Below are 23,965 nucleotides of genomic sequence, written 5' to 3'. Positions count from 1 at the left end.
AGGACAACGTTGAACAGCAGCAAGCACACGGAACTGGCCAACCACGCCTGGTCCGTCGCCGACCTCCTGCGCGGCGACTACAAGCAGTCCGACTACGGCAAGGTCATCCTCCCGTTCACCGTGCTGCGCCGCCTTGAGTGCGTCTTGGCGCCAACCCGAGAAAAGGTCATCGCGAGGCGCGTCGACTTCGAGGGCCAGGACATCGACACCGACCGCTTCCTGCGGAAAGCCTCGGGACACGACTTCTATAACACGAGCGCCTACACCCTCAAAGCGATTCTCGATGATTCGGGTCATGCTGCGGCCAATCTGGGGAAGTACGTGGCCGCGTTCTCCGATAACGCGCGCGAGGTACTGGAGAGGTACGAGTTCTCCCAGCAGATCAAGCGCCTCGACAGCGCCAATCTGCTCTACCAGGTCATCGGAAAGTTCGCCGACTTGGATCTGCGGCCAATCCGGCTGGACGAACGAAATAACGTCGTGAAAGGTGAGGACGGCAAGCCCGTCGTCGTCGTTTCCAACCACCAGATGGGTTACATTTTCGAGGAGCTAATTCGCCGGTTCGCGGAGCAGTCCAACGAGACGGCGGGGGAGCACTTCACACCGCGGGAGGTCATCGAGTTGATGGTCAACCTGGTGGTGGTTCCGGACGCTGACGTGCTTAGCGTTCCGGGCACGGTTCGTAAGGTATTCGACCCAGCATGCGGCACGGGTGGGATGCTCAGTGCCGCCGAGGAGCACATTACAGATCTGAATCCTGACGCCACGGTCGAGGTGTACGGGCAGGAACTCAACCCCGAGTCGTGGGCGATCTGCCGATCCGACCTGATGATCAAGGGCCAAGATCCGGACCACATCGCATTCGGCAACTCGTTCTCCGACGACGGCCACAAGCAGGAGAAGTTCGACTATCTGCTGGCAAATCCGCCGTTCGGGGTGGAGTGGAAGAAAGTCGCAGAGGAGGTCGAATACGAGCACAAGACCCTCGGAGAATCTGGCCGTTTCGGCGCTGGCTTGCCGCGCATTAACGATGGCTCATTGCTGTTCCTTCAGCACATGTTGTCAAAAATGAAACCGGTAAACGCGACGGGTGGAGGTGGCAGTCGAGTGGCCATCGTCTTCAACGGCTCCCCACTCTTCACCGGCGCAGCTGAGTCCGGCGAGTCGAGGATCCGCCAGTGGATTCTGGAGAATGACTGGTTGGAGGCCATCGTTGCCCTGCCGGACCAGCTCTTTTATAACACAGGCATCTCAACATACTTCTGGATCCTCACGAACAGGAAGTCCGCAGACCATAAGGGCAAGGTCATACTACTGGACGCGCGCGACTATTGGGTAAAGATGCGCAAGTCGCTTGGCGACAAGCGCAAGGAGTTGGGTAATGGGAAGAGCGGCCGCCCCAATCACATCTCCGAGATCACGCGCCTGTATGGGGAGGCGCTGACCGTCGCAGCAGATCAAGATCACCCGATGCACAGCAAGGTTAGAGTTCTCCGCAACAATGAATTCGGATATAGGCGGATCACCATCGAGCGCCCACTAAAGCTGCGCTTCGAACTGACCGACGAGACGCTGGCAATGCTGGCAACATCGAAGCCGATCCAGAAACTGGAATATGGCAATGAATTCACCGCTGCGATCTGTCCGCTTCTTGGCTCAGCATGGGAAACAAAATCGGAAGCCGTATTCGCACTAATGGATGCGGTTGTCGCGGCCGGGCTTCCATGGCCGTCGGGAACGCCGTTCGCCAAGGCGCTGCGGGACTCGATCGGCGTACGGGATCCGGAAGGGGAGATCCAGATGGTCAAGGGCTTCCCAGAACCGGATCCAGAGATCCGTGATTACGACAACGTCCCGCTGAACGAGGACGTGGAGGAGTACCTGAAGCGTGAGGTTCTGCCCCATGTTCCCGACGCATGGATCGACCACACCAAAGAAAAGGTGGGCTACGAGATCCCATTCACGCGACACTTCTACGTGTACGAGGCGCCGAGACCGCTCGCAGAAATCGATGCGGAGCTGAAATCGCTTGAGGAAGAAATTCAGAAACTACTGGGGGAAGTAACCCTGTGAACGGCGCTCACATCGCCCCGTGGCTCACTGGATCACGTTGGCCGACCGTGCCCATTCGACTTATTGCACGACTAGGTTCCGGCCATACTCCTAGCCGCAATTCTCCTGAGTACTGGGAAAACTGCACAATCCCATGGATTACCCTCGCGGATGTGTGGCAGCTACGAAGCGGGGCCATCAATGTCATCTCAGACACTAGGGAGAAAATCAGTAAACTAGGACTGGCAAGATCTGCTGCAGTCCAGCATGCGGCCGGCACCGTAATTTTGTCTCGCACGGCCTCAGTTGGTTTCTCGGCCATCATGGGCACTGCTATGGCAACGAGCCAGGACTTTGCAACCTGGACGTGCGGACCAAAACTCGAGCCGAGGTTTCTGCTTCACGCGCTTCGAGGCATGAGTCCTGACCTGAGACGCGTAGCCACAGGGTCCACACACAAGACGATTTACATGCCTGACATCGAGCAATTGAGGGTGCCGCTGCCGCCGCTGGAGGAGCAGCGACGCATCGCCGATTTCCTTGACACAGAGATTGCTCGGATCAATGCAATCCAAAGGCTCCGCGAGCGTCAACTACGACTCATCGATGAAGCGGCCGTCTCCCGGGCATTCGATGCCGTGCGCGGTCGAAAAGTAGCTGGGAAGCGTAAAGACAGCGGCCTTTCGTGGCTGGGGACCATTCCGGCTGACTGGCGTGTCGCCGCAGTTTCTCACTATTTCGAGACCGAACTTGGCAGAATGCTCAACCAAGAACGGACTCGCGGCAAACACCTTCGCCCCTACCTTCGAGTGGCCAATGTCCAGTGGGATGAGATCGACACACAAGATCTCGCATTCATGGACTTTCCACCCTCTGAACAACAGCGCTTTAGGCTTCAAAAAGGTGATGTACTTGTGTGCGAAGGTGGCAGTTGGCCAGGGCGCGCCGCCATCTGGGAGGCGCAGACTCCCGAGATGTATTACCAAAAGGCATTGCATCGCATTCGCGCAATTGGTGCCGAACTGCCACGCTGGCTATATTATTGCCTATTCGTTGCCGAAAAACTGCGCGTATTTGCTGCACAGGGAAACACGAGCACCATGACACATCTTACTCGTGAACAGTTGAAGGCCCAGCGCTTTCCATTCCCAGAACCGTCGACGCAAATGTCCCTTGTCAAGATTCTTGACGACCAAAGCTTGTGGGATCAATCCGCAAAAAGGATCTTTCAGAATCAACTAGCCGTACTCGCTGAGCGTCGCCAAACGCTTATTACCGCCGCAGTGACCGGCCGGTTCGACGTCTCCACCGCCAGCGGACAAGGCGTAAAGGATGGAAACCTGTCATGAGTCCTGTACACCACGAATCCGTCTTCGGCGATGCCATAATCGCCGCCATGCTGGAGCGTGGCTGGTGCGAGGGCAGTAGCCAGGACTACCGTCCCGATCTGGGCCTCGATACCAGCCAACTCTTCACCTTCATCGGCGCTACTCAGGCCACCGAGTGGAACGAACTCCTCTCTCTCTACGGGAACGACCTCCACGCCGCTGAACTTGGGTTCGCCAAGCGGCTCGACCAGGCCATCTCCACCGACGGCCTCCTCAACGTCCTCCGCAAGGGCGTGAAGGACCGCGGCGTGCGCATCCGCGTTGCGTACTTCCAGCCTAACCTCGTCGCCTCGGACTCCGTCCTCGACAGCTACCGGGCCAACCGCCTCACAGTCGTCCGCGAGCTCGAATACGCGACCAAGCAGGCCGATCGGGGAAACCGACTCGACCTCACCCTATTTCTCAACGGAATCCCGGTCGCCACAGCCGAGTTGAAGAACCCCTTGACCAAGCAGGGCGTGGAACTCGCCAAAGAACAATATCGCTCCGATCGCGACCCCACCGAGCTGATCTTCACGCGCCGCGTCATCGCGAACTTCGCCGTCGACCCGGATCTGGTCTTCGTCACGACTCAACTCCGCGGGAACCGGACCCGGTTTCTGCCCTTTAACACAGGCTCCGAAGGCCCCGGCCAGCCCGGCGGCGCGGGCAATCCGCCCGCCTCCACCTACGGCGCATACAGCACTTCGTACCTCTGGGAGCACATCTGGCAACGGGACAACTGGCTGGATCTGCTGGAGCGGTTCGTGCATCTGCACAAGTCCAAGAAACCCGGCGGCGTCACGACGAATTCGGTGATCTTTCCCCGCTTTCACCAGTGGGACGTCGTCAAGAAGCTAACAGCCCACGCGGCCCGACACGGCGCGGGGCACAACTATCTCGTCATGGCATCAGCCGGGTCCGGCAAATCGAACACCATCGGCTGGCTCGCACACCGACTGAGCGACCTGCACGCCGCACCGGACGCCATCGAGGGTGTCAAGCCGGGAACCCCGGTCTTCGACAAGATCATCATCATTACCGACAGGCGCAACCTGGATGCGCAACTCCGGGAAACGGTCGGCAGTTTCGAGCAAACCGCCGGCCTAGTTGTGAAGATCGACGAGAAGCACGGCGCGAAGTCTGATCAGCTCGCCAAGGTGCTTTCGCAGAAGACCGGAAAGATCGTCACCGTCACGCTCCACACCTTCCCCGCGCTCATCGACTACCTCCAGCGCAACCCCACCGAGATCCAGGGCGGCAAGTTCGCGATCATCGTCGATGAGGCTCATTCCTCTCAATCCGGTGATGCGGCGACCGCGGTGCGTGCTGCCCTGCGCGACCTCGGCCTCGACGCCGACTCCGACGACGCCGGAGCCACGACCGTCGAAGCGAAGCTGAGGAAGAAGGCCGAGCAGCGCAGCCAAGCCACGAACCTGTCCTATTTCGCCTTCACCGCCACGCCGAAGGCGAAGACCCTTGAACTCTTCGGCACAGAGGATGTCCCTGTTGCTCAGGGCACGGGGGATGGCAAGACGACCTATCACCCCTTCCACACATACTCCATGCGGCAAGCCATCGAAGAGGGCTTCATCCTCGATCCGCTCCGCAACTACGTCACCTACAACACCTATTGGAAGCTGGTCAACGCCAACCCGGATGAGCGCGAGGTGGACCCCGCCAAAGCGAACCCCTTGCTCGCGCGATACGCACTCACTCACGCCTCAACCGTCGCGCAGCAGGCCAAAGTGATCATCGAGCACTTCCGCGCCCACACTGCGGGACGGCTCGGAGGACGGGCCAAGGCAATGGTGGTAACCGCCTCCCGACAGAGTGCCGTCCAGATGGCCCGTGCCCTCAAGCAACACATCGGCGACATGGACTATCCGGGCATCGGAGTACTCGTTGCCTTCTCCGGCACTCTCACGTTCGAAGGCGAGGATATCACCGAGGCGAAGGAGAACAGCGGGCTGCCGGAAAGCGCCCTACCGAAGGCGTTTGCCTATACCCGGGCTGACGACAAGGCCACCCGCTCCAGCGGCCTGGCCCAATCCGAGTACCGCATCCTCGTAGTCGCCGAGAAATATCAGACTGGCTTCGACCAGCCACTGCTGACGACGATGTACGTGAACAAAACCCTCTCCGGCATTTCGGCCGTGCAGACCCTCTCGCGGCTGAACCGCACCACCGAGCGGAAGACTCAAGGCGACCTGGCGGTTCTGGATTTCGTCAACGACGCCGAACATATCCGAGAGTCGTTCCGTCCGTACTTCGAGGAGGCGACGACCCTCCCCTCAGATCCTAATCTTCTCTACGGCGCACAAAGCCTGGTGATGTCGCCGCCGATCCTCGTCGAGCAGGAGATGCAGGACTTCGCCGAGGCATACCTTCTTGCCGAGGAGATGGCCGGCGGCTCACAGGCAAGGTGGGAGAAGCTGCACGCCGAGCTCTACCGACACCTGAACCCGGCCGTCGCACGCTTCACGAGCCTGGTCGACAGCGAAGACGAGGACGACCAAGAGAGCGCAGAGGGCTTCCGCGCAGACCTCAACGACTACGTGCGTAAGTACGGCTTCCTCGCACAGATCGTCCCGTACCGTGACACCGAACTGGAACGGCTCTATCTTTACGGCCGCCACCTACTCAATCGACTCCCCCGTCGTTCCGACGGTGGCGTTGACATCGGTGAGGTCGACCTGAGCCACATGCGCGTGGAGCAGACGGGCGAGTACGACCTGCGTCTGTCGCCGGAAGGGGCTGCGCTCATTCCCGGCTTCGGGGACGGATCCGCTGGGACCAAGGAGTCGGAGAAGTCCCTGCTGTCCGAACTGATCGAACGCTTCAACGAGAAGTTCGGCACAGAGTTCACCGAATTGGATGTTATCCAACCGTTCGAGGAGGCAGTGGCTGACCCGAAGGTGCGGCTGGCAGCGGTGGCCAACAACGACAAAGAGAACTTCGGGGTCGTCTTCGATGATGTGTTCGAGGACAAGATGGCCGATCACATCGACACCATGGCCGGACTGGGCCGCCAGTACTTCGGGGCGGACAAGAGCTTCCGCAGCTCGCTCAACCGCAGTGCCCGAAGCGCCGCCTGGCGGCTGATCCGGGAACAGGAAGGCGTCATCGACGACGTGGCCTGACACCGTCTGCCCAGCGCTCCCGCGTTAACCGCTATCGCGGGAGCGCTGGACGGGCGATCTTCGACGCAGCCACACTCGTCCCACAACCTGTCGCGCACAAACAATATGTGGGGGAACCGTGCCAGCAGAGCGGATCGCTGGCCGCTACGAGCTGATCGACGAAATTGGCTCGGGCGGCATGGGCACGGTTTGGCGCGGCTACGACGCCGCGCTAGACCGCGAGGTGGCCGTCAAATTGATCAAACCCGGCACGGTCTCGTCGCCCGAGTACGCCGAGGTATTCGCCAAGCGCTTCCGTCGCGAGGCCCGGGTTACCGCCCGTATCGCTCATCACGGTGTGCCGCAGGTGTACGACGCCGTCTTGGACGAATCCTACGATCGTCTCTATCTCGTGATGGAACTCGTCCAGGGCACCTCCCTGAGTGCTTTCATCAGTCCAGACAAGCCGTTGCCAATCACCTGGGCTGCGGCCATGGCGGCCCAGATCGCTACGGTCCTCTCTCACGCTCATGCCATTCCGGTGGTCCACCGTGATCTCAAACCGGACAACGTCCTGGTGGCTGAGGACGGGACCGTCAAAGTGCTCGACTTCGGGATCGCCGCCATCCTCCGTCCTGACGTCACTCACCTCACGGGTATGGGGCCGATCGGGACCAGCCAGTACATGTCACCTGAGCAGATACGCAGCGCCCAAGTCACGCCAAGCAGCGACCTGTACTCGTTGGGCTGCATTCTGCACGAACTGATCGGCGGGAAGCCTCTGTTCAACGGCTCGACCGACTTCGACTTCTGGCAGCAGCATGCCTCCGCACCACCCCGTGCTCTACGGGAGTTACGTACGGACACGCCAGTCGAGCTCGAACTACTGGTTCTGGAGTTGCTGAGGAAGAACCCCGAGCAACGGCCCCTGGACGCGTACGCCGTCTATGAGCGACTTCTGCCCTTCCTCCCTCTCCCGGGCACGCCGCTTCCCATCGGCGATGACCGACCGCTGGGCGTTCCAGATCCCACGTTGATGTACCGCCAGCCGAACGCACCACGGCCGCGGCTCGAGGCGTCGCCGGCAGTACCCGCTCCCACAGCCGTAGAACTCGCCGCCCAGTCGCCCGTCGCTCCCGCCACTCAGTTGCGAGACGCTCTTCGGGCCGCGATCGCGCAGTCCGACTCGCTCTTGGCGGACGACCGATTCTCCCAAGCCGCCCAGGTGCTTCACGAGGTCATCAAACCGGCGGCGGATGCCCTCGGGGCTGAGAGTCCCCGTGTGTTGCGACTGCGGCTGCGGCGGGCCGCGATTCTCGTCATCGGCGGGGATTTCCGCCGGGCCCTCCCGGAATTCGATGCTCTGACTACGGCGTTCCTGCGGACAGCAGGCTCGGCCAGCGCGGACGCATTGGTATGCCGTCGGCAAGCCGCCTACTGCCGCGCCGAACTCGGTCAGGCGACGACAGCGCTCAAGCAATTCCGGGAAGTGCTGGACCAGGTGCGTTCCACAGAGGGGGACGCCTCGCCCACCGCCCTCGACCTACGGCGCAACATCGGCGTTCTCCTGCTGTCGGAAGGCGACACACAAGCCGCAGCCGACATGCTCGAACCACTCCATCAAGACCTGTGCCTGATCTACGGACCGGGGCACGAGGATAGCCAGGAGGTCGAGGAAATTCTCGCTCGTTTGCACTTGGCCGAGAGCTGACCTCATGGACATGGCAGCGAACTGCACCAAGCCCAGCAAGTTGAAGTAGTCCCTGGGCACCGATGCAACTATCACCGCCGTCATCCGACGCCCTGTCCTCGCCAACCCCGACGATCCCGTGCAGACAACGCCCGCCTGTGCTGGGCAGCGAAGCGTGGGTACTGGAGGCTGATGTACAGCAGCAAAGTACAGCAACCAGGCCCGCCAGCAGTGACCGTCAATGAACCTGACACAACCTCTGACCTGCGCAGATGACCTCAGCAACCACCCCGCCCCTGATTCGGGACGAAGAGGCCGTGGGTTCAAATCCCGCCACCCCGACCCAGGTCAGAGGCCCTACTGGAGATATCCGGTAGGGCCTCTGGCGTTGAGTGCAGCGGCAAAGTACAGCAACGACTGCGGCGGCCAAGGGCCTTCAACAACCGAGGACCAAGTCGCGCGGGCCAACCCTGGTATCGCAGGATCATGTCTCGGGACATCGACAGGAACCTCCACCTGTAGACCGGCTCGCGCCAGCGCAGGCTTCCGCTGCCGGAGGAGCAAGGGCCTGCCGGGCCCTCTTGACATCTGCGACGACGCACACCTCACCATCTGTACAACAAGCCGGCACGAAGCGTAGAACCGGCCATTCTCCCCCAAGGCGTTGCCCGGGCCGCCGCTCAACCGGACGCTGGAGTGTTCGCCAGTGGTCGAGAGGAGAGTGGTGAGCAGGGTGGGGGAATCGCAGGTGATCGATGTACTGCAAAGCCTGGCGCAACCATCGCATGTCGCAGTCCATTCGAGCTTGGGATTGGTCGGCAGAGTGGCGGCGGCAGTCGCGGACGACGACAAGAAACGCAAAGAGAGTGGAGACGAGCGCCTTCGGCGCAAGCCGACTCTTCGGCCCGTCTTCGGGACTCGGTCCAAAGACGCAATCAAGCTGACTCCGTGGGATGTTCTACACGCTCTCGGCCGAGGCACCACATTGTCCCGACGAGGCGCGGGAAGGGGTCTTGCCGAGCACTGGGGTTGCCTCAAGTACAGCCAGGCTCTAACCAGGGGTTCCCACACGTATATGGTCCTCTCCGCAGAAGGGCGGGAGACCACGGGCTATTACAAAGCTCTGCAGTCGACAGAACTCGGGATGGGTTTTGCCCTGACTCTTGCGAAGCAGTTCTTGAGCCAAAGCTATCCTGAGCATTTCGTTTCACTCATCCCAGCGGACATCGTCCTACGGGCAGGGTGGGCCCTGAGCAGCAAAGATTCCGGCCCTCGGGTGGGCTACCCATACCGTCCACACTTCTTCGCCGAGGTGTGGAAGCCCGGGGAACCCTCACGAGCCTTCCCGATCGCCTACAAGGGCAGCCACAGCCATGGTGGTAGGTCGACCGCGCATGTTCAACTCGCTTCCGCCTCGGCCCATGTTGAAGCGGTACACATCGGTGCCTGGAACGAGACGCCAGGCCTCGTGTTCAGCACCGAACTCCCCACCGACGGTCACGGCTCCCTCACCGTCCACGCCCTGCACGCACCCGGACGTGGGGGCAAGTTGAGCACGGCGACGGACGCCCCAGAGAGAAGCCCGGACCAGCGGATCGAAGAGCAGAACATCTTTCCGGGCATCCAGCGTCCCAACAAAGGCGACCACACCGAACACGCTGAGCCTGAGTCCGGCTACCACGTTCAGCCCGAGAACTACGCGTGGTTCGCACAGGTCCTCGCCCGCACCGACGCCGCCGCGTTGGCCGCATTCACCGGCGATGGAATGGCGACCGGCCAGTATCTGACCACTCGGCAAGGACAACGCCACTTCACCGGTCCTGCGCACGCCGTCACGGACAGCATTCAAGATGCTCACGAATCACTTCTCGGTATCCCGTTCGTCGGCACGGACCACGTCTTCCGGCTGAACAGGACACGCGTGGAGGCATTCTCCGGAATCGCGACGGACCTCTTCCAGCACCTTCAGAAAGGCCGAGTGGAGCAGTACCGCAGCAAAATCCACTCCCTCCGGTCCGCTTGGCCGTCCACGGCGTGGGACCCCAAGTGGAAGGGTCCCGTCTCCGTGAATGACGACGGTTCCGTGCTCGCCATGCGCATATTGCGTTCCTGAGTCGCGTCGGGAGGCCCGTAGGGCCCGGCACACATATCCGGCAGGCCTCGAAGGTCCGCCGACCAAGGCCGAAAGCAGCTACAACGGCAGGTCGCCGAGCCGTCCGACTGCCGTCGAGCGCCCCGCCGGGCTCGACCCTGGGCCTGCAGGCCATCTCGGTCCCGCACGTCTGAGGGCGTGACGCCGGGACTTGGGCCGGGCCGGCTGTACGCGACTGGTCCGGCCAATGCTCCATCCGGAAGTACAGGCGTACCCACGCGGCGCGTTGCCGATGAGCCTCGATCAGACCTCGTATCGCTCCGTGACGATGTAGTCCGTCCCAACGAGGACAGATCCCTCGGGGGTTGCCGCCCCCGTGGCGAGTAGTCCCGATTCCTTCTCTACGCGGTGCAGCAGATCGGCGATCTCGGCAGCGCTGGGCCGCTTCGGCATCGCACAGGTGATGAGCGGTTCACCCGTCGCGCCGCCGAGCGTCTCATCGTCGTCAGGATCATCCGGAATCCAGCGGTTTACGCCGACGCACCAGGCGTCCTTCCCCATTGCCGACGTGCCGCTGTACTGGGCGAAGCCTGCGACAAGGAGGCGCAAGTCGGCTACCTCAGCCTCCAGTTGTCCGCTCGGGACCCGAGCAGCCGTCCTGCACCGCGCCTGAACCGGTGACCATCGAGCGGATCAAACTCGCCGGCCCGGGCGAAGTCCTCGCCCCGAGAAGGCTGGGACGCCTGGGAGGACGAAGCCTTGCCTGGACGCCTGGAACTGGCCCGGAGCGGCTTCGAGCAGTTCGTCGCAGAAGCGGGGCTCCCCGGCGATGTTGTGCTCGCACGCGACGCCGCGAACCTAAGAGGCGAATCCCGCCACCCCGACCACTGTCAGGGGTCGTATCGGAGAGATTCAATACGACCGCTGGCTCGTGCGGGGGCGAATGGGGTGGACGTCGTGGGGTGGGTGGGGTTGGATCTTGGGTGTGTCCGATGCTGCTGCTCTCGACCGTTGTTCGTCGGTGGGTGATCTGCCGGTTCGGTTTCGGGATGTTGCCTACGTGTATGCCCGTCATCCCGAGGCGGTTGCGGCGGGGGAATTGGGCGGTGGGGCCAACTGTCAGTTGTATGCGTATGCGTTTCTTGGTCATTACGGGCTTTACGTGCCGCCGTTGCGGTCCTCGGAGTTGTGGGCCGAGGAGGAGGTGACTCGGCGGGTCGTCGAGTTCGCGCCCCTGGATCTGTTGTTGTTCGATGGTGGGCCGCGACCGGATCGGGCGCCGGGGTATGGGGCGCATGTCGGGGTGTTCCTGGGGCACGGGCGGGTGTTGCATTTGTGTCGGGAGGTTGGGTGGCCTGCGGTCTGGGGGTTTGCCGACTTTGCGGCGCGGCCTGCGTATGCGCGGCTGCTCGGGGCGAAGCGGTGTCGCGCGGGGCGGGGCGGCTCGGGCCACTCCGGAGGGTGACGGGGCGCTTCGTACGGTGACGGAACACAACCGGGGCCGGTCGTAGTTGAATTGCGATATGCCCGCTCCCGAGAACACCGCCGCCGATACCGTCGAGACCACACCGTCGATCGCCGAGCCCGCGCCGACCGTCCCCGCCTGGGAACGTCGCTACCGGGCGGCTCGGATCAGCCTGCCGCGCTGGGCCGACCACGCGCCCGCGAAGTCCGTCTTCGTCTCCAACGCCTCCGGCACGTTCGAGGTGTACGCGTGGGACCGCGTCACCGGCAAGCAGCGCCGGGTGACCGACCGGCCCAACGGCACCGCGTCGGCCCGGATCAGCCCCGACGGGCGCTGGATCTGGTGGTTCGCGGACACCGACGGCGACGAGTTCGGGATCTGGATGCGCCAGCCGTTCGACGGCGGTCCGGACGAGCCGGCCGTGCCCGGTCTGGCGCCGTCCTACCCGGGCGGGCTCGGCCTCGCCATGGACGGCACCGTGGTGGTCGGCCGGATGAGCGACGACGAGGGCTCCTCGATCCACGTCGTACGTCCCGGCGCCGAGCCGGTGACCGTGTACCGGCACGCCGAGTCGGCCTGGTTGTCGGGGCTGTCCGAGGACGGCACGCACCTGGTCATCGCCCACAACGAGCACGGCGACGCGATGCGCTCGTCGCTGCGCGTACTGCGCCTGGACGGCACGCCGGTGGCCGACCTGCACGACGGTCCCGAAGGGGGCCGACCGGACTCCGACCTGTCCTCGATGGGCTTCTCCCCCGTCGCCGGCGACCAGCGCCTGCTGGTCGTGCACCAGCGGCGCGGCCGGGACGAGGTGCTGCTGTGGGAGCCGCTGACCGGCACCGAGACCGAACTCGACCTCGGGCTGCCCGGCGACCTGTCCGCCGACTGGTATCCCGACGGCCGCGCGCTGCTGGTCGACCACGAGCAGCACGGGCGTTCCGAGTTGTACCGCTACGACCTCCAGAGCGGCGAACTCGCCCGGATCGACACCCCGCCCGGCACCATCGGCGGCTCCGGCGCGCGACCCGACGGCAGCGTCGAATACCACTGGTCCAGCGGCTCGACGCCCGCCGAACTGCGCTCGACCGCGGGCGGCGTGCTGCTCACCCCGCCCGGCGAACGCCCGCCCGGGTCGGTCCCGGTCACCGACGCGTGGGTCGAGGGCCCCGGCGGCCGGGTGCACGCGCTGGTGTCCAAGCCGGTGGGCGAGGGCCCGTTCCCGACCGTGTTCAACATCCACGGCGGGCCCACCGCGCACGACGGCGACCACTTCGCCGCCGACGTCGCGGCCTGGGTGGACCACGGCTTCGCGGTGGTCCGGGTCAACTACCGGGGCTCGACCGGCTACGGCAAGGAATGGACCGACGCGCTGCGGGTGCGGATCGGCCTGATCGAGTTGGAGGACATCGGCGCGGTCCGTGCGTGGGCGGTCGAGTCGGGCCTGGCCGACCCGGAGCGCATCGTGCTCTCCGGCGGCTCGTGGGGTGGCTACCTGACCCTGCTCGGCCTGGGCGTGCAGCCCGAGGCGTGGGCCCTGGGCCTGGCCGCGGTGCCGGTGGCGGACTACGTCACCGCCTACCACGACGAGATGGACGTGCTGAAGGCGATGGACCGTACGCTGCTCGGCGGCTCGCCCGAGGAGGTCCCGGAGCGCTGGGCCGCCTCTTCGCCGCTGACCTATGTCGAGCAGGTCCGGGTGCCGGTGTACATCAGCGCCGGCGAGAACGACCCGCGCTGCCCGATCAAGCAGATCGAGAACTACGTCGAGCGGCTGGCACAGCTGGGCAAGCCGCACGAGGTCTACCGCTACGACGCGGGCCACGGCTCGCTGGTCGTCGAGGAGCGAATCCGGCAGATGCGCCAGGAGTTCGCCTTCGTCGACGGGGTCATCGGCCTGCCGGTGCGCAACCCCGCGTAGGTCGCCGCGAGCGCGGGCCGATCACCTCGGCCCGCGCCGGCCAGCCGGTCGGGACCCGGCCCGGCCGGTCGCTCGGGACCCGGCCCAGCGGGCCGCTCAAGACCCGGCCCACCCGGGCGCTCGGGTCTCGACGGCGCTCACGCCTCGATGCCCAGCTCCGCGAGCAGCTTCGCCTCCTGCTCCTCCGCGCGCTCGTCCGCCTCCCGGCGCACCACGCGCCACCACACGAACACCGCGGCACCGGCGAACACGAACCACTGCGCGGTGTATCCGAGGTTCTGCCACGCCCGCCCCGAGACGCCGCCGCCCCCGGACGCCTTGGCCGGCGGCATCGGCACCAGCGCGGCCGAGTCGGCGGCCGGGGTCTGCGCGGTCAGCGCGACGAAGCCGTCGGTGAGCGGATAGGGCAGCACGTTGACCAGTTCGGGCGTGCTGATCATGGACACCTGGCCCGGCTTCAGGTCGGTGGCCCGATCCACGTCGGAGGTGTGCTCGGCTTCCGACCACTCCAGGCGACCGGTGACAGTGACCGTGCCTGCCGGCGGCGCGGGCACGCTCGCACCCTCGACCCAGCCCCGGTTGACCACCACTGCGGGCGCGCCGGCCACAAGCAGCGGAGTGACCACATACGACCCGGTGCGCCCGTCGTGGCGCCGCCCCGGCACCACCAGTTGGTGCGCCGGGTCATAGCTCCCGGTCACCGTGACCGCGCGGCCGCGAGCACCGCCCTCGACCCTGGCGCCCGGCGGCAACAGTTCGGCAAGCGGCACCGCGGGCGCCACCGACACCTTCTCGCCGCCGTCCCCGCTCTGCCTGTGTTCGCCGTAGCGGTGGAACTGCCACAATCCCAGCGCCGCGCACACCGGGACCGCGACGAGCACGATCACGTGGAAGACCAGCCAGCGCGGCTGGAGCAGGAACCGGTACACCCCCCAACGGTAACCGTCCGCCGACGGGGGCCGATCCCGGGTCTCACCCCACGCGCGCGTACTCCCCGGTCCGGTAGATGTCGGTGCGGTACACGGTGCCGCCACACGTCGGCGTGAGCGTCACCTTGGCCACGTTGAAGTCGTTGGCGGCGAGCGCGTACCCGAGCGCGGGCACCGGCGCCTTGGGCGCGTCGGCGGCACACGTGCCGTCCGCGCCCGGGGGTTGCGGCTTCCACGCGAACTGGAACTCGTACGCCTGCCCCGGTCGCAGCGTGATGCCCTGGGCGGACGAGGACGGCACCGGCAGCGCGGTCGCGGCGTCGGGGCTCGGCGCCTGGACCACCGTCACCTGCACTATCGGATTGCCGGGTGGGGAGACCACGACGACCACGCCGGGGCCGGTCACCATGCAGTCCTTGGCCGCGTTGCTGCGCACCTGGAGCACGCCGTACGCCAGCCCGTCGGCGCGGACCGGGCCAAGGCGCGCCTCCTCCCCGGACATGTCGACGGTCCGACACGCGGGCGGCGGCTTGACCGGCGGCGCCGACTCGCTCGGCGACGCGCTCGACGACGGCGGCGTGCTCTGCCCCGTGCCGGTGCCCGCGCTCTGTCCGCTGGTGGGCGCGGTCGAGGAACCGGACCCGCTGGTGGGACTGCTGCCGTGGGAGGCGGGATGGGTCTGCCCGGCGCCCGGCAGGCCCGCGCTGACCCCCTCGCTCGGCCCCGGCAGCGGCTCGGTCGCGTTGACCGACGACGAGGACGGGCGGACGCCGCCGACATTCGACCTGGAATCGTCGCCGTCGGTCACCGCGGTGCGCAGGACGGGCGTGCCGACCAGGATCGCCGCGGCCAGCCCGGCGGCGCCGAGCGTGGCCATCCGACGCTGTCTGCGGCGGGCGGGCACGGCGGCGCGCAGCCGGTCGAGGGCGTCCGGCGCGGGCTGCACGTCGGACACGGCCTGGTGCAGCCGCCGGCGTACCTCTGCCGCGAGGTCGTCGGGGTCGGGACCGAGGGTCCCCGGGTCGTTCTTCACGGCGTCTCCATCCGGGCCCGGAGGGCTTCCAGTCCGCGTGAGGCGTACGCCTTCACCGAGCCGACCGACAGCCCGAGCAGATCGGCCACCTGAGCCTCTGTCAGATCAGCGTAATAGCGCAGCACGATCACTTCCCGCTGCCGCCGTTGCAATTCGCGCAACGCCCGTACCAGCACGTCGCGTTCCGCCACGTGGCGCGAACCGTCCTCGGTACTGGTCGAGTTCGGTTCCGGCTTGGAGAGTAGCCGCATTCCCATGATCCGCCGCCGCAGCGTCGACCGGGACAGGTTCACCACGGTCTGCCGCAGGTAGGCCAGCGTCTTGTCGGCCTCGCGCAACCGGTGCCGGGCGGTGTGCACCCGGACGAACGACTCCTGCACCACGTCCTCACACGAATCGGTGTCGTCGAGCAACAGGGAAGCCAAGCGCAACAACGAACCATAGTGCGCGCGGTAGGTCTCGGTGAGGACGTCGATGGAGACGCCCGCGTCAGAGGACACGGAAGCTCCCGAAACGCCCGGTTCCAGCGCGCCGACCACGGGCATGCGAACCGGGCGCAGCACCGGTTCCGCCCTCACGACCATTTCTGCCACGACTGTTGGACACCCGACCCCCCGGGAAGGTTGTATGCGCCTGCGATCCGGGGACGGTCGTCGGCTTCAGCCACACGTCCGCCCACCGTAGTGGGCCGGATGACATGCAGTCAGCTACTCGGGGCGAGGAAGGTCCGCGACGGGACGGTCCGTTGCGGAAAGGTTCGTGACGGAAACGTCCGCTACGGAGAGGCTCGTGGCGCGGTTGCGGTGGCGGTGGCGGTCGCGACCCGCAGCCCGCACGCACGGCAGCCGGCGTCCCCGCCCGGGGAGCGCCGGCTGCCGCGTCGGTTCGCGGAGGGGCCCTAGTCGCGCTCGGTCAGCTCGGCGGCGACGACCTCGGCAATCTGGGCGGTGTTCAGCGCCGCGCCCTTGCGCAGGTTGTCCCCGCACATGAACATGTCCAGCGCGAACGGGTCGTCGATCGAACGACGCACCCGGCCGACCCAGGTCGGGTCGGTACCGACCACGTCGGCCGGCGTCGGGAACTCGCCGTTCTCCGGGTCGTCGCACAGCACGACGCCGGGGGCGCCGTCCAGGATCTCGTGCGCCCGGGCCACCGACACCTCGTTCTCGAACACGGCGTGCACCGCGAGGGAGTGCGTGGTGATCACCGGGACGCGCACGCAGGTCGTGTGCACCTTCAGGTCGGGCAGACCCAGGATCTTGCGGGACTCGTTGCGGACCTTCAGCTCCTCGGACGACCAGCCGTCGTCCTTGAGCGAGCCGGCCCACGGCACCACGTTGAGCGCGAGCGGCGCCGGGAACGGGCCGAAGTCGCCCACCGCACGGCGCACATCGCCGGGCTGGGTGCCCAGCGTACGGCTGTCCGCGACCTTGCCGATCTGCTCGCGCAACGCGTCGACACCGGGCTGACCGGCGCCGGAGGCGGCCTGGTACGAGGCGACCACCAGCTCCTTGAGGCCCAGTTCGGCATGCAGCGCGCCGAGGGCGACGACCATGGTCAGCGTCGTGCAGTTCGGGTTGGAGATGATGCCGCGCGGCCGTACGCGCGCCGCGGCGGCGTTGACCTCGGGCACCACGAGCGGGACCTCGGGGTCCATCCGGAACGCGCCGGAGTTGTCCACCGCGACCGCGCCCTTGCTCGCGGCGATCGGCGCCCAGTGCGCGGAGACCTCGTCGGGCACGTCGAACATCGCGACGTCGACGCCGTCGAAGCACTCCTCGCTCAGCGCGATCACCTCGACCTCCTCGCCGCGCACGACGAGCTTCTTGCCCGCGCTGCGCGCCGACGCGATCAGGCGGATCTCGCCCCACACGTCCTGGCGGGTGGAGAGCAGTTCGAGCATCACCGTGCCGACCGCGCCGGTGGCGCCGACGACGGCCAGGGTGGGCTTGTCCTTGCGGGTCATCGGCCGGTACCTCCGTAGACGACGGCTTCGCCGGACTGGTCGTCCAGGCCGAACGCGGTGTGCACGGCCTGCACGGCGGCCGGAACGCCGTCGGCACGGCAGACCACCGAGATCCGGATCTCGGAGGTCGAGATCAGCTCGATGTTCACCCCCGCGCCGGTGAGCGATTCGAAGAACTTGGCGGTCACGCCCGGGTGCGAGCGCATGCCGGCGCCGACCAGCGAGATCTTGCCGATCTGGTCGTCGTAGCGCAGCGACTCGAAGCCGATCTCGGCCTGGGCCTTGGTCAGCGCGGTCATCGCGTTCTGGCCGTCCGACATCGGCAGCGTGAAGGAGATGTCGGTGCGGCCGGTGGAGGCCGCGGAGACGTTCTGCACGATCATGTCGATGTTGATCTCGTTGTCCGCCACCAGGCGGAAGATCTTGGCCGCCTCGCCCGGCTTGTCCGGGACCCCGACCACCGTGATCTTCGCTTCGCTGGTGTCGTGGGCGACCCCGGAGATGATCGCGTGCTCCATGTCGTCCCCTTCGGGTTCATCCGTCACCCAAGTGCCGACGAGTCCCGAGAAGGACGACCGCACGTGCACGGGCATGTCGTAGCGGCGGGCGTATTCCACACACCGCAGGTGCAGCACCTTGGATCCGCTCGCGGCCAGCTCCAGCATCTCCTGGTAGCTGATCCGGGAGATCTTCCGGGCCTTCTTCACCACGCGGGGGTCGGCAGTGAAGATGCCGTCCACGTCCGTGTAGATCTCGCAGACCTCGGCGTCGAGCGCGGCGGCCAGCGCGACGGCGGTGGTGTCCGAGCCGCCGCGGCCGAGCGTGGTGATGTCCTTGGTGTCCTGGGACACGCCCTGGAATCCGGCCACGATCGCGATCGCGCCCTCGTCGAGCGCGGAGCGGATCCGACCCGGCGTCACATCGATGATGCGCGCTTTGTTGTGGACCGCGTCGGTGATCACACCGGCTTGGCTGCCGGTGAACGACCGTGCGTCGACGCCCAGGTTTTTGATCGCCATCGCCAGCAGCGCCATCGACATCCGCTCACCCGCGGTGAGCAGCATGTCGAGCTCGCGCCCGGAAGGGATGGGGCTCACCTGCTGCGCCAGATCGATCAGCTCGTCCGTCGTGTCGCCCATCGCGGACACCACCACGACCACTTCGTGGCCCTGCTTCTTGGTGTCGACGATTCGCTTGGCCACGCGCTTGATGCCCTCGGCATCGGCGACGGAGGAGCCGCCGTACTTCTGCACGACAAGGCCCACGTGCGCTCCTCGCTTGATATCTGTGCGGTCGGCACAGTCTAACTAGGCCGCACAGTGGTCAAAGCTTTATTCACATTGTGAGACGTACGTATCACTAAGCGGGCAGTCGGAACCGAACGCCCATGTCGGGACGCCGGAAGCGGCGGCGGCCGCCGTACGCCGGGCCCGGGGTGGGACTCCCCCCGCGCGCGGGCGTGTGCGGCCGAGTGTTGCGGCTCTGCGCGTGTTCAGATGTGCGGGCCGCCGAGGACCACGGCCTCGTCGAGTTGTTCGGCGAGTTCGTCGACCAATTCGTCGGCCAGCGCCTCTCCGGCCGGGTCCAGACTCTCCATGATCGGATCGTCCAGCCGTGCGTGCGAGACCACCGACTGCAGCGCGCGCAGTACGGCGCTCGCGGTGGCGCCCCAGTTGGACAGGTACGAGAACTGCCACCACCACAGCGCCTCGCGGTTGCGCCCGGCCCGGTGATGGGCGAGCCCGTGCGCGAGGTCGGCGACCACGTCGGCGACGTCGTCGGACAGCCGCGCGGCGACCGGCTTGGACTTGGGCACGTACGGGTCGAAGACCTCGTAGTAGACGTCGATCGGCTCCAGCAGCCGGGACAGCGCCGAGCGCAGAGCGTCGACGTCGGGATCCGGGCCCGAGTCAGGTTCGAATCGGTCGTCGGGCACCACGTCGGCGATCGCACCGAGCCGGCCGCCCGCGAGCATCAGCTGCGAGACCTCCAGGAGCAGCATCGACACCGCCTGCTCCGGCTCCTCGCCCTTGGCCACCTCTGCGACGGCCAGGACGAAGCTGTCGATCTGGTCGGCGATCTCACTGGTGAATTCGTTCAGGTCGTCAGACATCGAGCAGTCGTCTCCCCTCGAAGGCACGCCCGAGCGTGACCTCGTCGGCGTACTCCAGGTCGCCCCCCACCGGCAGCCCGCTGGCCAACCGGGTCACCCGCAGACCCATCGGCTTGCACAGGCGAGCCAGATACGTCGCGGTCGCCTCTCCTTCCAGGTTCGGGTCGGTGGCCAGGATCAACTCGGTCACCGTGCCGTCCGCGAGCCGGGTCATCAGCTCACGGATCCGCAGGTCGTCGGGGCCCACACCCTCGATCGGGCTGATCGCGCCGCCGAGCACGTGGTAGCGGCCCCGGAACTCGCGGGTCTTCTCGATCGCCACGACATCCTTGGACTCCTCGACCACGCAGATCACCGCAACGTCGCGTCGCGGATCGCGGCAGATTCGGCACTGCTCCGACTCCGCCACGTTGCCGCATGTGACGCAGAACCGCACCTTGTCCTTGACCTCGGTGAGCGCGTGCACGAGGCGCCGGACGTCGGCCGGGTCGGCCGCCAGGAGGTGGAAGGCGATGCGTTGCGCGCTCTTCGGCCCTACACCGGGCAGTCGGCCCAGCTCGTCGATGAGGTCCTGTACGACGCCTTCGTACACCTACCGTCTCCCTGCTTGCTCTGGTTGTGGGTGGGTTCGTTGTCGGTGGGTTCGTTGTCGACGGGTTCTTGTCGGTGGGTTCTTGTCGGTGGGTTCGGCTTTCGGTCGGGCGGATCCGGCTCACATGCCGGGCAGGCCCAGCGGGCCGCCGGCACCCATGCCCTGGGCGAGCGGGCCCATCAGCTGGGACTGCATCTCCAGGGCGGCACGGTTCGCGTCGCGCACCGCGGCGACGATCAGGTCGCCGAGGGTCTCCGTGTCCTCAGGATCCACCGCGGACGGCGAGATCTCCAGAGCCAGCAGCTCGCCGGCGCCGGATACGGTCGCGGTCACCAGGCCGCCACCGGCGCTCCCCGTCACCTGTGTGCGGGCGAGTTCGTCCTGCGCCGCCATCAGGTCCTGCTGCATCTTCTGCGCCTGCTGCAGCAGCTGCTGCATGTCGGGCTGGCCACCACCGGGAAACACCTGGACACCCTTCGTCGCTCGCACGCGGCCTCGCACCGCCTCGGGCGGACCACTTCAGCGTGCCCGTCCTGCGGTCGAGCCTACGGCTCCGCGCGGGGCGGACGCGCGGCGACGGCACGGTTCGCTGGCTCAGGTGGTCGGCGACTCGTCGATGATGGTCGCGCCCAGCTCGCGGGCGAGCAGTTCGTGGGTGGACTGGCCGCCGTCGTCGGCGAGGTCCTCGTCGTCGTAGCGGCCGAAGTCCTCGGGGATGTCGAAGTCCGGCTCGGGGGGCGGCGGGGGTGGGGCCTGCTGGGGTTGCTGGGGTTGCGGGCGGGCAGGCGGCTGCGGCGGTGGGGTGGTGGTGGCGGGGCGGGGCTGGGTCGCGGCCTGGGTCGGGGCCTGCGGCGGGGCGGGGGCGCTCGCGGGCGCCGGCGGCGGGGTGCCGGGCCAGGCGCCGGGCGCGGGGGCGGCCGGGGCGGTGGGCTGCCGGTCGGCCGGGGGCATCGGGGCCGGGGTCGGTGCGGGGGCCGCGCGGTGGGTGGGGGCGGCGGTGCCCTCGCCGGCGACGACGCAGTCGATTCGCCAGTCGAGGCCGAACGCGTCCAGGACGGCCTGGCGCACGATCTCGTCGCGCCCGCTGCTGCGGAAGCCCTCGCGGGTGCCGGCCTGCTCGAACGCGAGGGTGAGCGTGGCGCCGTCGAAGCCGGCGACGGTGACGGTCTGGAGCATCATCCAGGCGACCCGGTTGCGGGCTCGGACGGCGTCGAGGATCTGCGGCCACATCTCGTGGACGCGGGTCAGGTCGCCGGCGGGGGCGGGAGCGGGGGGCGCCTGGGGCGGGGGCTGGTGGGCTTGGGGCTGCTGGGGCTGCTGGGGAGCGGGCGGGCGACCCTGGGCGGGGGGCAGGCCGGAGCCGGCGGCGCGGGCCTGGGGCCAGGCGCCGGGTTGTTGGGGCTGCTGGGGCTGAGGTTGTTGGGGCTGCTGCTGCGGCTGCGGCTGTTGTACGGGCGGCGGCGGGGCCGGGGCGGCGGCATGCTGTCGGGCGGCGGGCGCGGGCGCGTCGGCGCGGACGGGCTCCGGACCGACGGGCGCGGCCGGCGCGGCGGGGAGGCCGCCGACGGAGACGCGGCGCTCGAGGCGTTCCAGGCGCGTCTGCAGGCCCTGCTCACCGGAGTCCACGGCGGGCAGCAGGACGCGGGCGCAGATCAGCTCCAACTGCAGCCGCGGCGCGGTGGCGCCGCGCATCTCGGTGAGGCCGGTGTTGACGATGTCGGCGGCCCGGGTGAGCCCGGCCCGGCCGAACTCGGCGGCGTGCCGGACCATCCGCGCCAACTGATCGGCCGGCACGTCGATCAGGCCCTTGTCGGCCGCGTCGGGCACCGCGGCCAGGATCACCAGGTCGCGCAGCCGCTCCAGCAGGTCGGCCACGAACCGACGCGGGTCGTAGCCCCCCTCGATCACCCGGTCGACCAACTCGAACGCGGCCCCGCCGTCCTGCGCGACGAACGCCTCGACCACGTCGTCCAGCAACGACCGGTCGGTGAATCCGAGCAGGGAGGTGGCCATCGCATAGGTGACCCCGTCGTCGGCGGCCCCCGCGAGCAACTGGTCCATCACCGACATCGAGTCCCGGACCGACCCGGCCCCCGCCCGCACGACCAGCGGCAGCACGGTCGGCTCGACCTTGATCCCCTCGGCCTCGCACACCGACGCCAGGTGATCGCGCAGCACGCCGGGCGGCACCAACCGGAACGGATAGTGGTGCGTCCTGGACCGAATGGTCCCGATGACCTTCTCCGGCTCGGTGGTGGCGAAAATGAACTTCAGGTGCTCCGGCGGCTCCTCGACCACCTTGAGCAGCGCGTTGAAGCCCGCCGACGTGACCATGTGCGCCTCGTCGATGATGTAGATCTTGTAGCGCGAACTCACCGGCGAAAAGTGCGCCTTCTCGCGCAGGTCGCGCGCATCGTCCACACCACCGTGCGACGCCGCGTCGATCTCGATCACGTCGATGCTGCCGGGCCCACCGAGCCCCAGATCCCGACACGACTGGCACTCGCCACAGGGCGTCGGGGTAGGCCCCTGCTCACAGTTGAGACACCGGGCGAGAATGCGCGCACTGGTGGTCTTGCCACACCCCCGCGGCCCGCTGAAGAGGTAGGCGTGATTGACGCGATTGTTGCGCAGGGCCTGCATCAGGGGTTCCGTCACGTGCTCCTGCCCGATGACCTCTGCGTAGGTCTCGGGGCGATAGCGACGGTAGAGGGCGAGCGACACGCCCCCGACGATAGCCGGGCCGAACGACAGACGCGGAACGCCCGACCACCCCCACCGCCCCCGCCCGTACCCGAACCCCACCCCGAGTCGGGTACTGTAGGCGCCGGACCCCCCGTGCGGCGGTATCCCTCCTGAACCTCCCCAGGGCCGGAAGGCAGCAAGGATAGGGAGGCTCTGCCGGGTGCACGGGGGGTTCACTGCATCCCACCCCCACTCGAATAGGGGTGCGCGAGCACCCACGGACCTCCTGTAAGCTTCCGCACGGAGGATTCGCCTAGTGGCCTAGGGCGCACGCTTGGAAAGCGTGTTGGGTTCACCCCCTCACGAGTTCGAATCTCGTATCCTCCGCCAGCCTGAACAGGCAAAACTGTCAGCCCCGACCTCTCGCCAGGTCGGGGCTGATTTCATTTCGTCTCGGTTCCGTCTCATGTGGGGTCTCGGCGCCGTCCGGGGTGCCCCGGAGCGCGGCCCCGACCTGTACACCACCTTCCTCAAGATCGGGTCGGTGACGCACATGTAGCGCGCCCGTCTGCGGGCCGATCCGCCCGGCCCCCACCCCGTGATCGAGTCCACGATCAATGCTGCTCTCACTCACCCGTCCATCCCGAGTACGGACCAGTTGCCAAACAGACGGAGGCGACTGCCGCAGAAGCCTTGGCCGGTACCGCGCGACTGGAACCCTTGGCCGACGAGTGGAGCCCCGGTCGCCCTGCGGCCAGGGCAACGTCGTTGTTGGTCTCGGTTGTGGAGCGTCGGATGCGCCGCGTCCGAGAATCTATCGAGTACGTGCTCCGCTACGTCGCAGTCTCCCGGCGGACCCGGCACCGCCTCCTCGTCAAGGCGGTGATTTTCAAGCGTGAGTGCGGCAGTTCGTGGGAGGATCTCGCCGCTGACGCACCCGA

At 66.8% G+C, this 23,965-nt stretch carries 17 protein-coding genes, 1 tRNA gene and 1 other RNA gene; 9 read left to right on the top strand and 10 right to left on the bottom strand.

Going from position 1 to position 23,965, the window contains the following annotated elements:
• Positions 1 to 9 precede the first annotated feature (9 nt).
• The 5 genes from ACFXKZ_RS11005 (at position 10) to ACFXKZ_RS10985 (ending at position 10,344) form a co-directional block, all read left to right on the top strand.
• Complete coding sequence (locus ACFXKZ_RS11005) at positions 10 to 2,073, top strand: N-6 DNA methylase (RefSeq protein ID WP_379998822.1); 2,064 nt, start codon at positions 10 to 12, stop codon at positions 2,071 to 2,073.
• Positions 2,070 to 3,401 carry a restriction endonuclease subunit S gene (locus ACFXKZ_RS11000; RefSeq protein WP_379998820.1) on the top strand — a complete coding sequence of 444 codons (1,332 nt, stop codon included), beginning with the start codon at positions 2,070 to 2,072 and terminating at the stop codon, positions 3,399 to 3,401. The genes ACFXKZ_RS11005 and ACFXKZ_RS11000 overlap by 4 nt, the downstream gene beginning before the upstream one ends.
• A complete protein-coding gene (locus ACFXKZ_RS10995) occupies positions 3,398 to 6,562 on the top strand; it encodes a type I restriction endonuclease subunit R (RefSeq protein ID WP_379998818.1) in 3,165 nt (1,054 codons plus the stop codon). Before ACFXKZ_RS11000 ends, ACFXKZ_RS10995 begins: the two co-directional genes overlap by 4 nt.
• Positions 6,563 to 6,680: 118 nt before the next feature.
• The gene (locus ACFXKZ_RS10990; RefSeq protein WP_379998816.1) at positions 6,681 to 8,252 is read left to right on the top strand and encodes a serine/threonine-protein kinase; all 1,572 of its coding nucleotides are present in this window, start codon (positions 6,681 to 6,683) and stop codon (positions 8,250 to 8,252) included.
• A gap of 1,054 nt (positions 8,253 to 9,306) precedes the next feature.
• Entirely contained in the window at positions 9,307 to 10,344 is a 1,038-nt protein-coding gene (locus ACFXKZ_RS10985) for a hypothetical protein (protein WP_379998814.1), read from the top strand.
• Between the two features lie 282 nt (positions 10,345 to 10,626).
• On the opposite strand, the gene ACFXKZ_RS10980 is transcribed toward ACFXKZ_RS10985, so the two are convergent.
• A complete protein-coding gene (locus ACFXKZ_RS10980) occupies positions 10,627 to 10,932 on the bottom strand; it encodes a hypothetical protein (RefSeq protein ID WP_379998812.1) in 306 nt (101 codons plus the stop codon).
• Between the two features lie 412 nt (positions 10,933 to 11,344).
• Between ACFXKZ_RS10980 and ACFXKZ_RS10975 the strand changes: the two genes are divergently transcribed.
• Together ACFXKZ_RS10975 and ACFXKZ_RS10970 are read left to right on the top strand one after the other, a co-directional pair.
• Positions 11,345 to 11,788, top strand: a complete 444-nt coding sequence (locus ACFXKZ_RS10975; protein ID WP_379999983.1) for a cell wall hydrolase — start codon at positions 11,345 to 11,347, stop codon at positions 11,786 to 11,788.
• Between the two features lie 58 nt (positions 11,789 to 11,846).
• Positions 11,847 to 13,706: a prolyl oligopeptidase family serine peptidase gene (locus ACFXKZ_RS10970; protein WP_379998810.1), complete on the top strand. Its 1,860-nt coding sequence runs from the start codon at positions 11,847 to 11,849 to the stop codon at positions 13,704 to 13,706.
• 137 nt (positions 13,707 to 13,843) lie between these two features.
• Here the strand turns inward: ACFXKZ_RS10970 and ACFXKZ_RS10965 are convergent, their stop codons facing one another.
• From ACFXKZ_RS10965 to ACFXKZ_RS10925, 9 genes are all read right to left on the bottom strand, one after another.
• Positions 13,844 to 14,635, bottom strand: coding sequence for an SURF1 family protein (locus ACFXKZ_RS10965; RefSeq protein WP_379998808.1), 792 nt, complete (start codon positions 14,633 to 14,635; stop codon positions 13,844 to 13,846).
• A gap of 43 nt (positions 14,636 to 14,678) precedes the next feature.
• Positions 14,679 to 15,668, bottom strand: coding sequence for a hypothetical protein (locus ACFXKZ_RS10960; protein ID WP_379998806.1), 990 nt, complete (start codon positions 15,666 to 15,668; stop codon positions 14,679 to 14,681).
• Entirely contained in the window at positions 15,665 to 16,252 is a 588-nt protein-coding gene (locus tag ACFXKZ_RS10955; protein ID WP_379998804.1) for a SigE family RNA polymerase sigma factor, read from the bottom strand. Before ACFXKZ_RS10955 ends, ACFXKZ_RS10960 begins: the two co-directional genes overlap by 4 nt.
• A gap of 314 nt (positions 16,253 to 16,566) precedes the next feature.
• On the bottom strand, positions 16,567 to 17,634 hold the full coding sequence (locus ACFXKZ_RS10950) for an aspartate-semialdehyde dehydrogenase (RefSeq protein WP_126639166.1): 1,068 nt from the start codon (positions 17,632 to 17,634) through the stop codon (positions 16,567 to 16,569).
• Positions 17,631 to 18,899, bottom strand: coding sequence for an aspartate kinase (locus ACFXKZ_RS10945; protein WP_126639165.1), 1,269 nt, complete (start codon positions 18,897 to 18,899; stop codon positions 17,631 to 17,633). Before ACFXKZ_RS10945 ends, ACFXKZ_RS10950 begins: the two co-directional genes overlap by 4 nt.
• A 227-nt stretch (positions 18,900 to 19,126) precedes the next feature.
• Positions 19,127 to 19,747 (bottom strand): DUF5063 domain-containing protein, encoded by a 621-nt coding sequence (locus ACFXKZ_RS10940; protein ID WP_379998802.1) that lies wholly within the window; start codon positions 19,745 to 19,747, stop codon positions 19,127 to 19,129.
• Positions 19,740 to 20,339, bottom strand: a complete 600-nt coding sequence (gene recR / locus ACFXKZ_RS10935; protein ID WP_379998800.1) for a recombination mediator RecR — start codon at positions 20,337 to 20,339, stop codon at positions 19,740 to 19,742. The genes ACFXKZ_RS10940 and recR overlap by 8 nt, the downstream gene beginning before the upstream one ends.
• A gap of 120 nt (positions 20,340 to 20,459) precedes the next feature.
• Entirely contained in the window at positions 20,460 to 20,804 is a 345-nt protein-coding gene (locus ACFXKZ_RS10930) for a YbaB/EbfC family nucleoid-associated protein (RefSeq protein WP_078976477.1), read from the bottom strand.
• A gap of 129 nt (positions 20,805 to 20,933) precedes the next feature.
• Positions 20,934 to 23,063, bottom strand: a complete 2,130-nt coding sequence (locus ACFXKZ_RS10925; RefSeq protein ID WP_379998798.1) for a DNA polymerase III subunit gamma and tau — start codon at positions 23,061 to 23,063, stop codon at positions 20,934 to 20,936.
• 102 nt (positions 23,064 to 23,165) lie between these two features.
• Here ACFXKZ_RS10925 and ffs point away from each other — a divergent pair.
• An RNA gene (gene ffs / locus ACFXKZ_RS10920) (signal recognition particle sRNA small type) lies at positions 23,166 to 23,265 on the top strand.
• Between the two features lie 61 nt (positions 23,266 to 23,326).
• A tRNA-Ser gene (locus ACFXKZ_RS10915) sits at positions 23,327 to 23,414 on the top strand.
• Positions 23,415 to 23,965 lie beyond the last annotated feature (551 nt).

Origin of the sequence: Embleya sp. NPDC059237, from assembly GCF_042754105.1 — a bacterium.
Lineage (GTDB): Bacteria > Actinomycetota > Actinomycetes > Streptomycetales > Streptomycetaceae > Embleya.
This window is presented reverse-complemented; position numbering and strand designations above follow the sequence as displayed.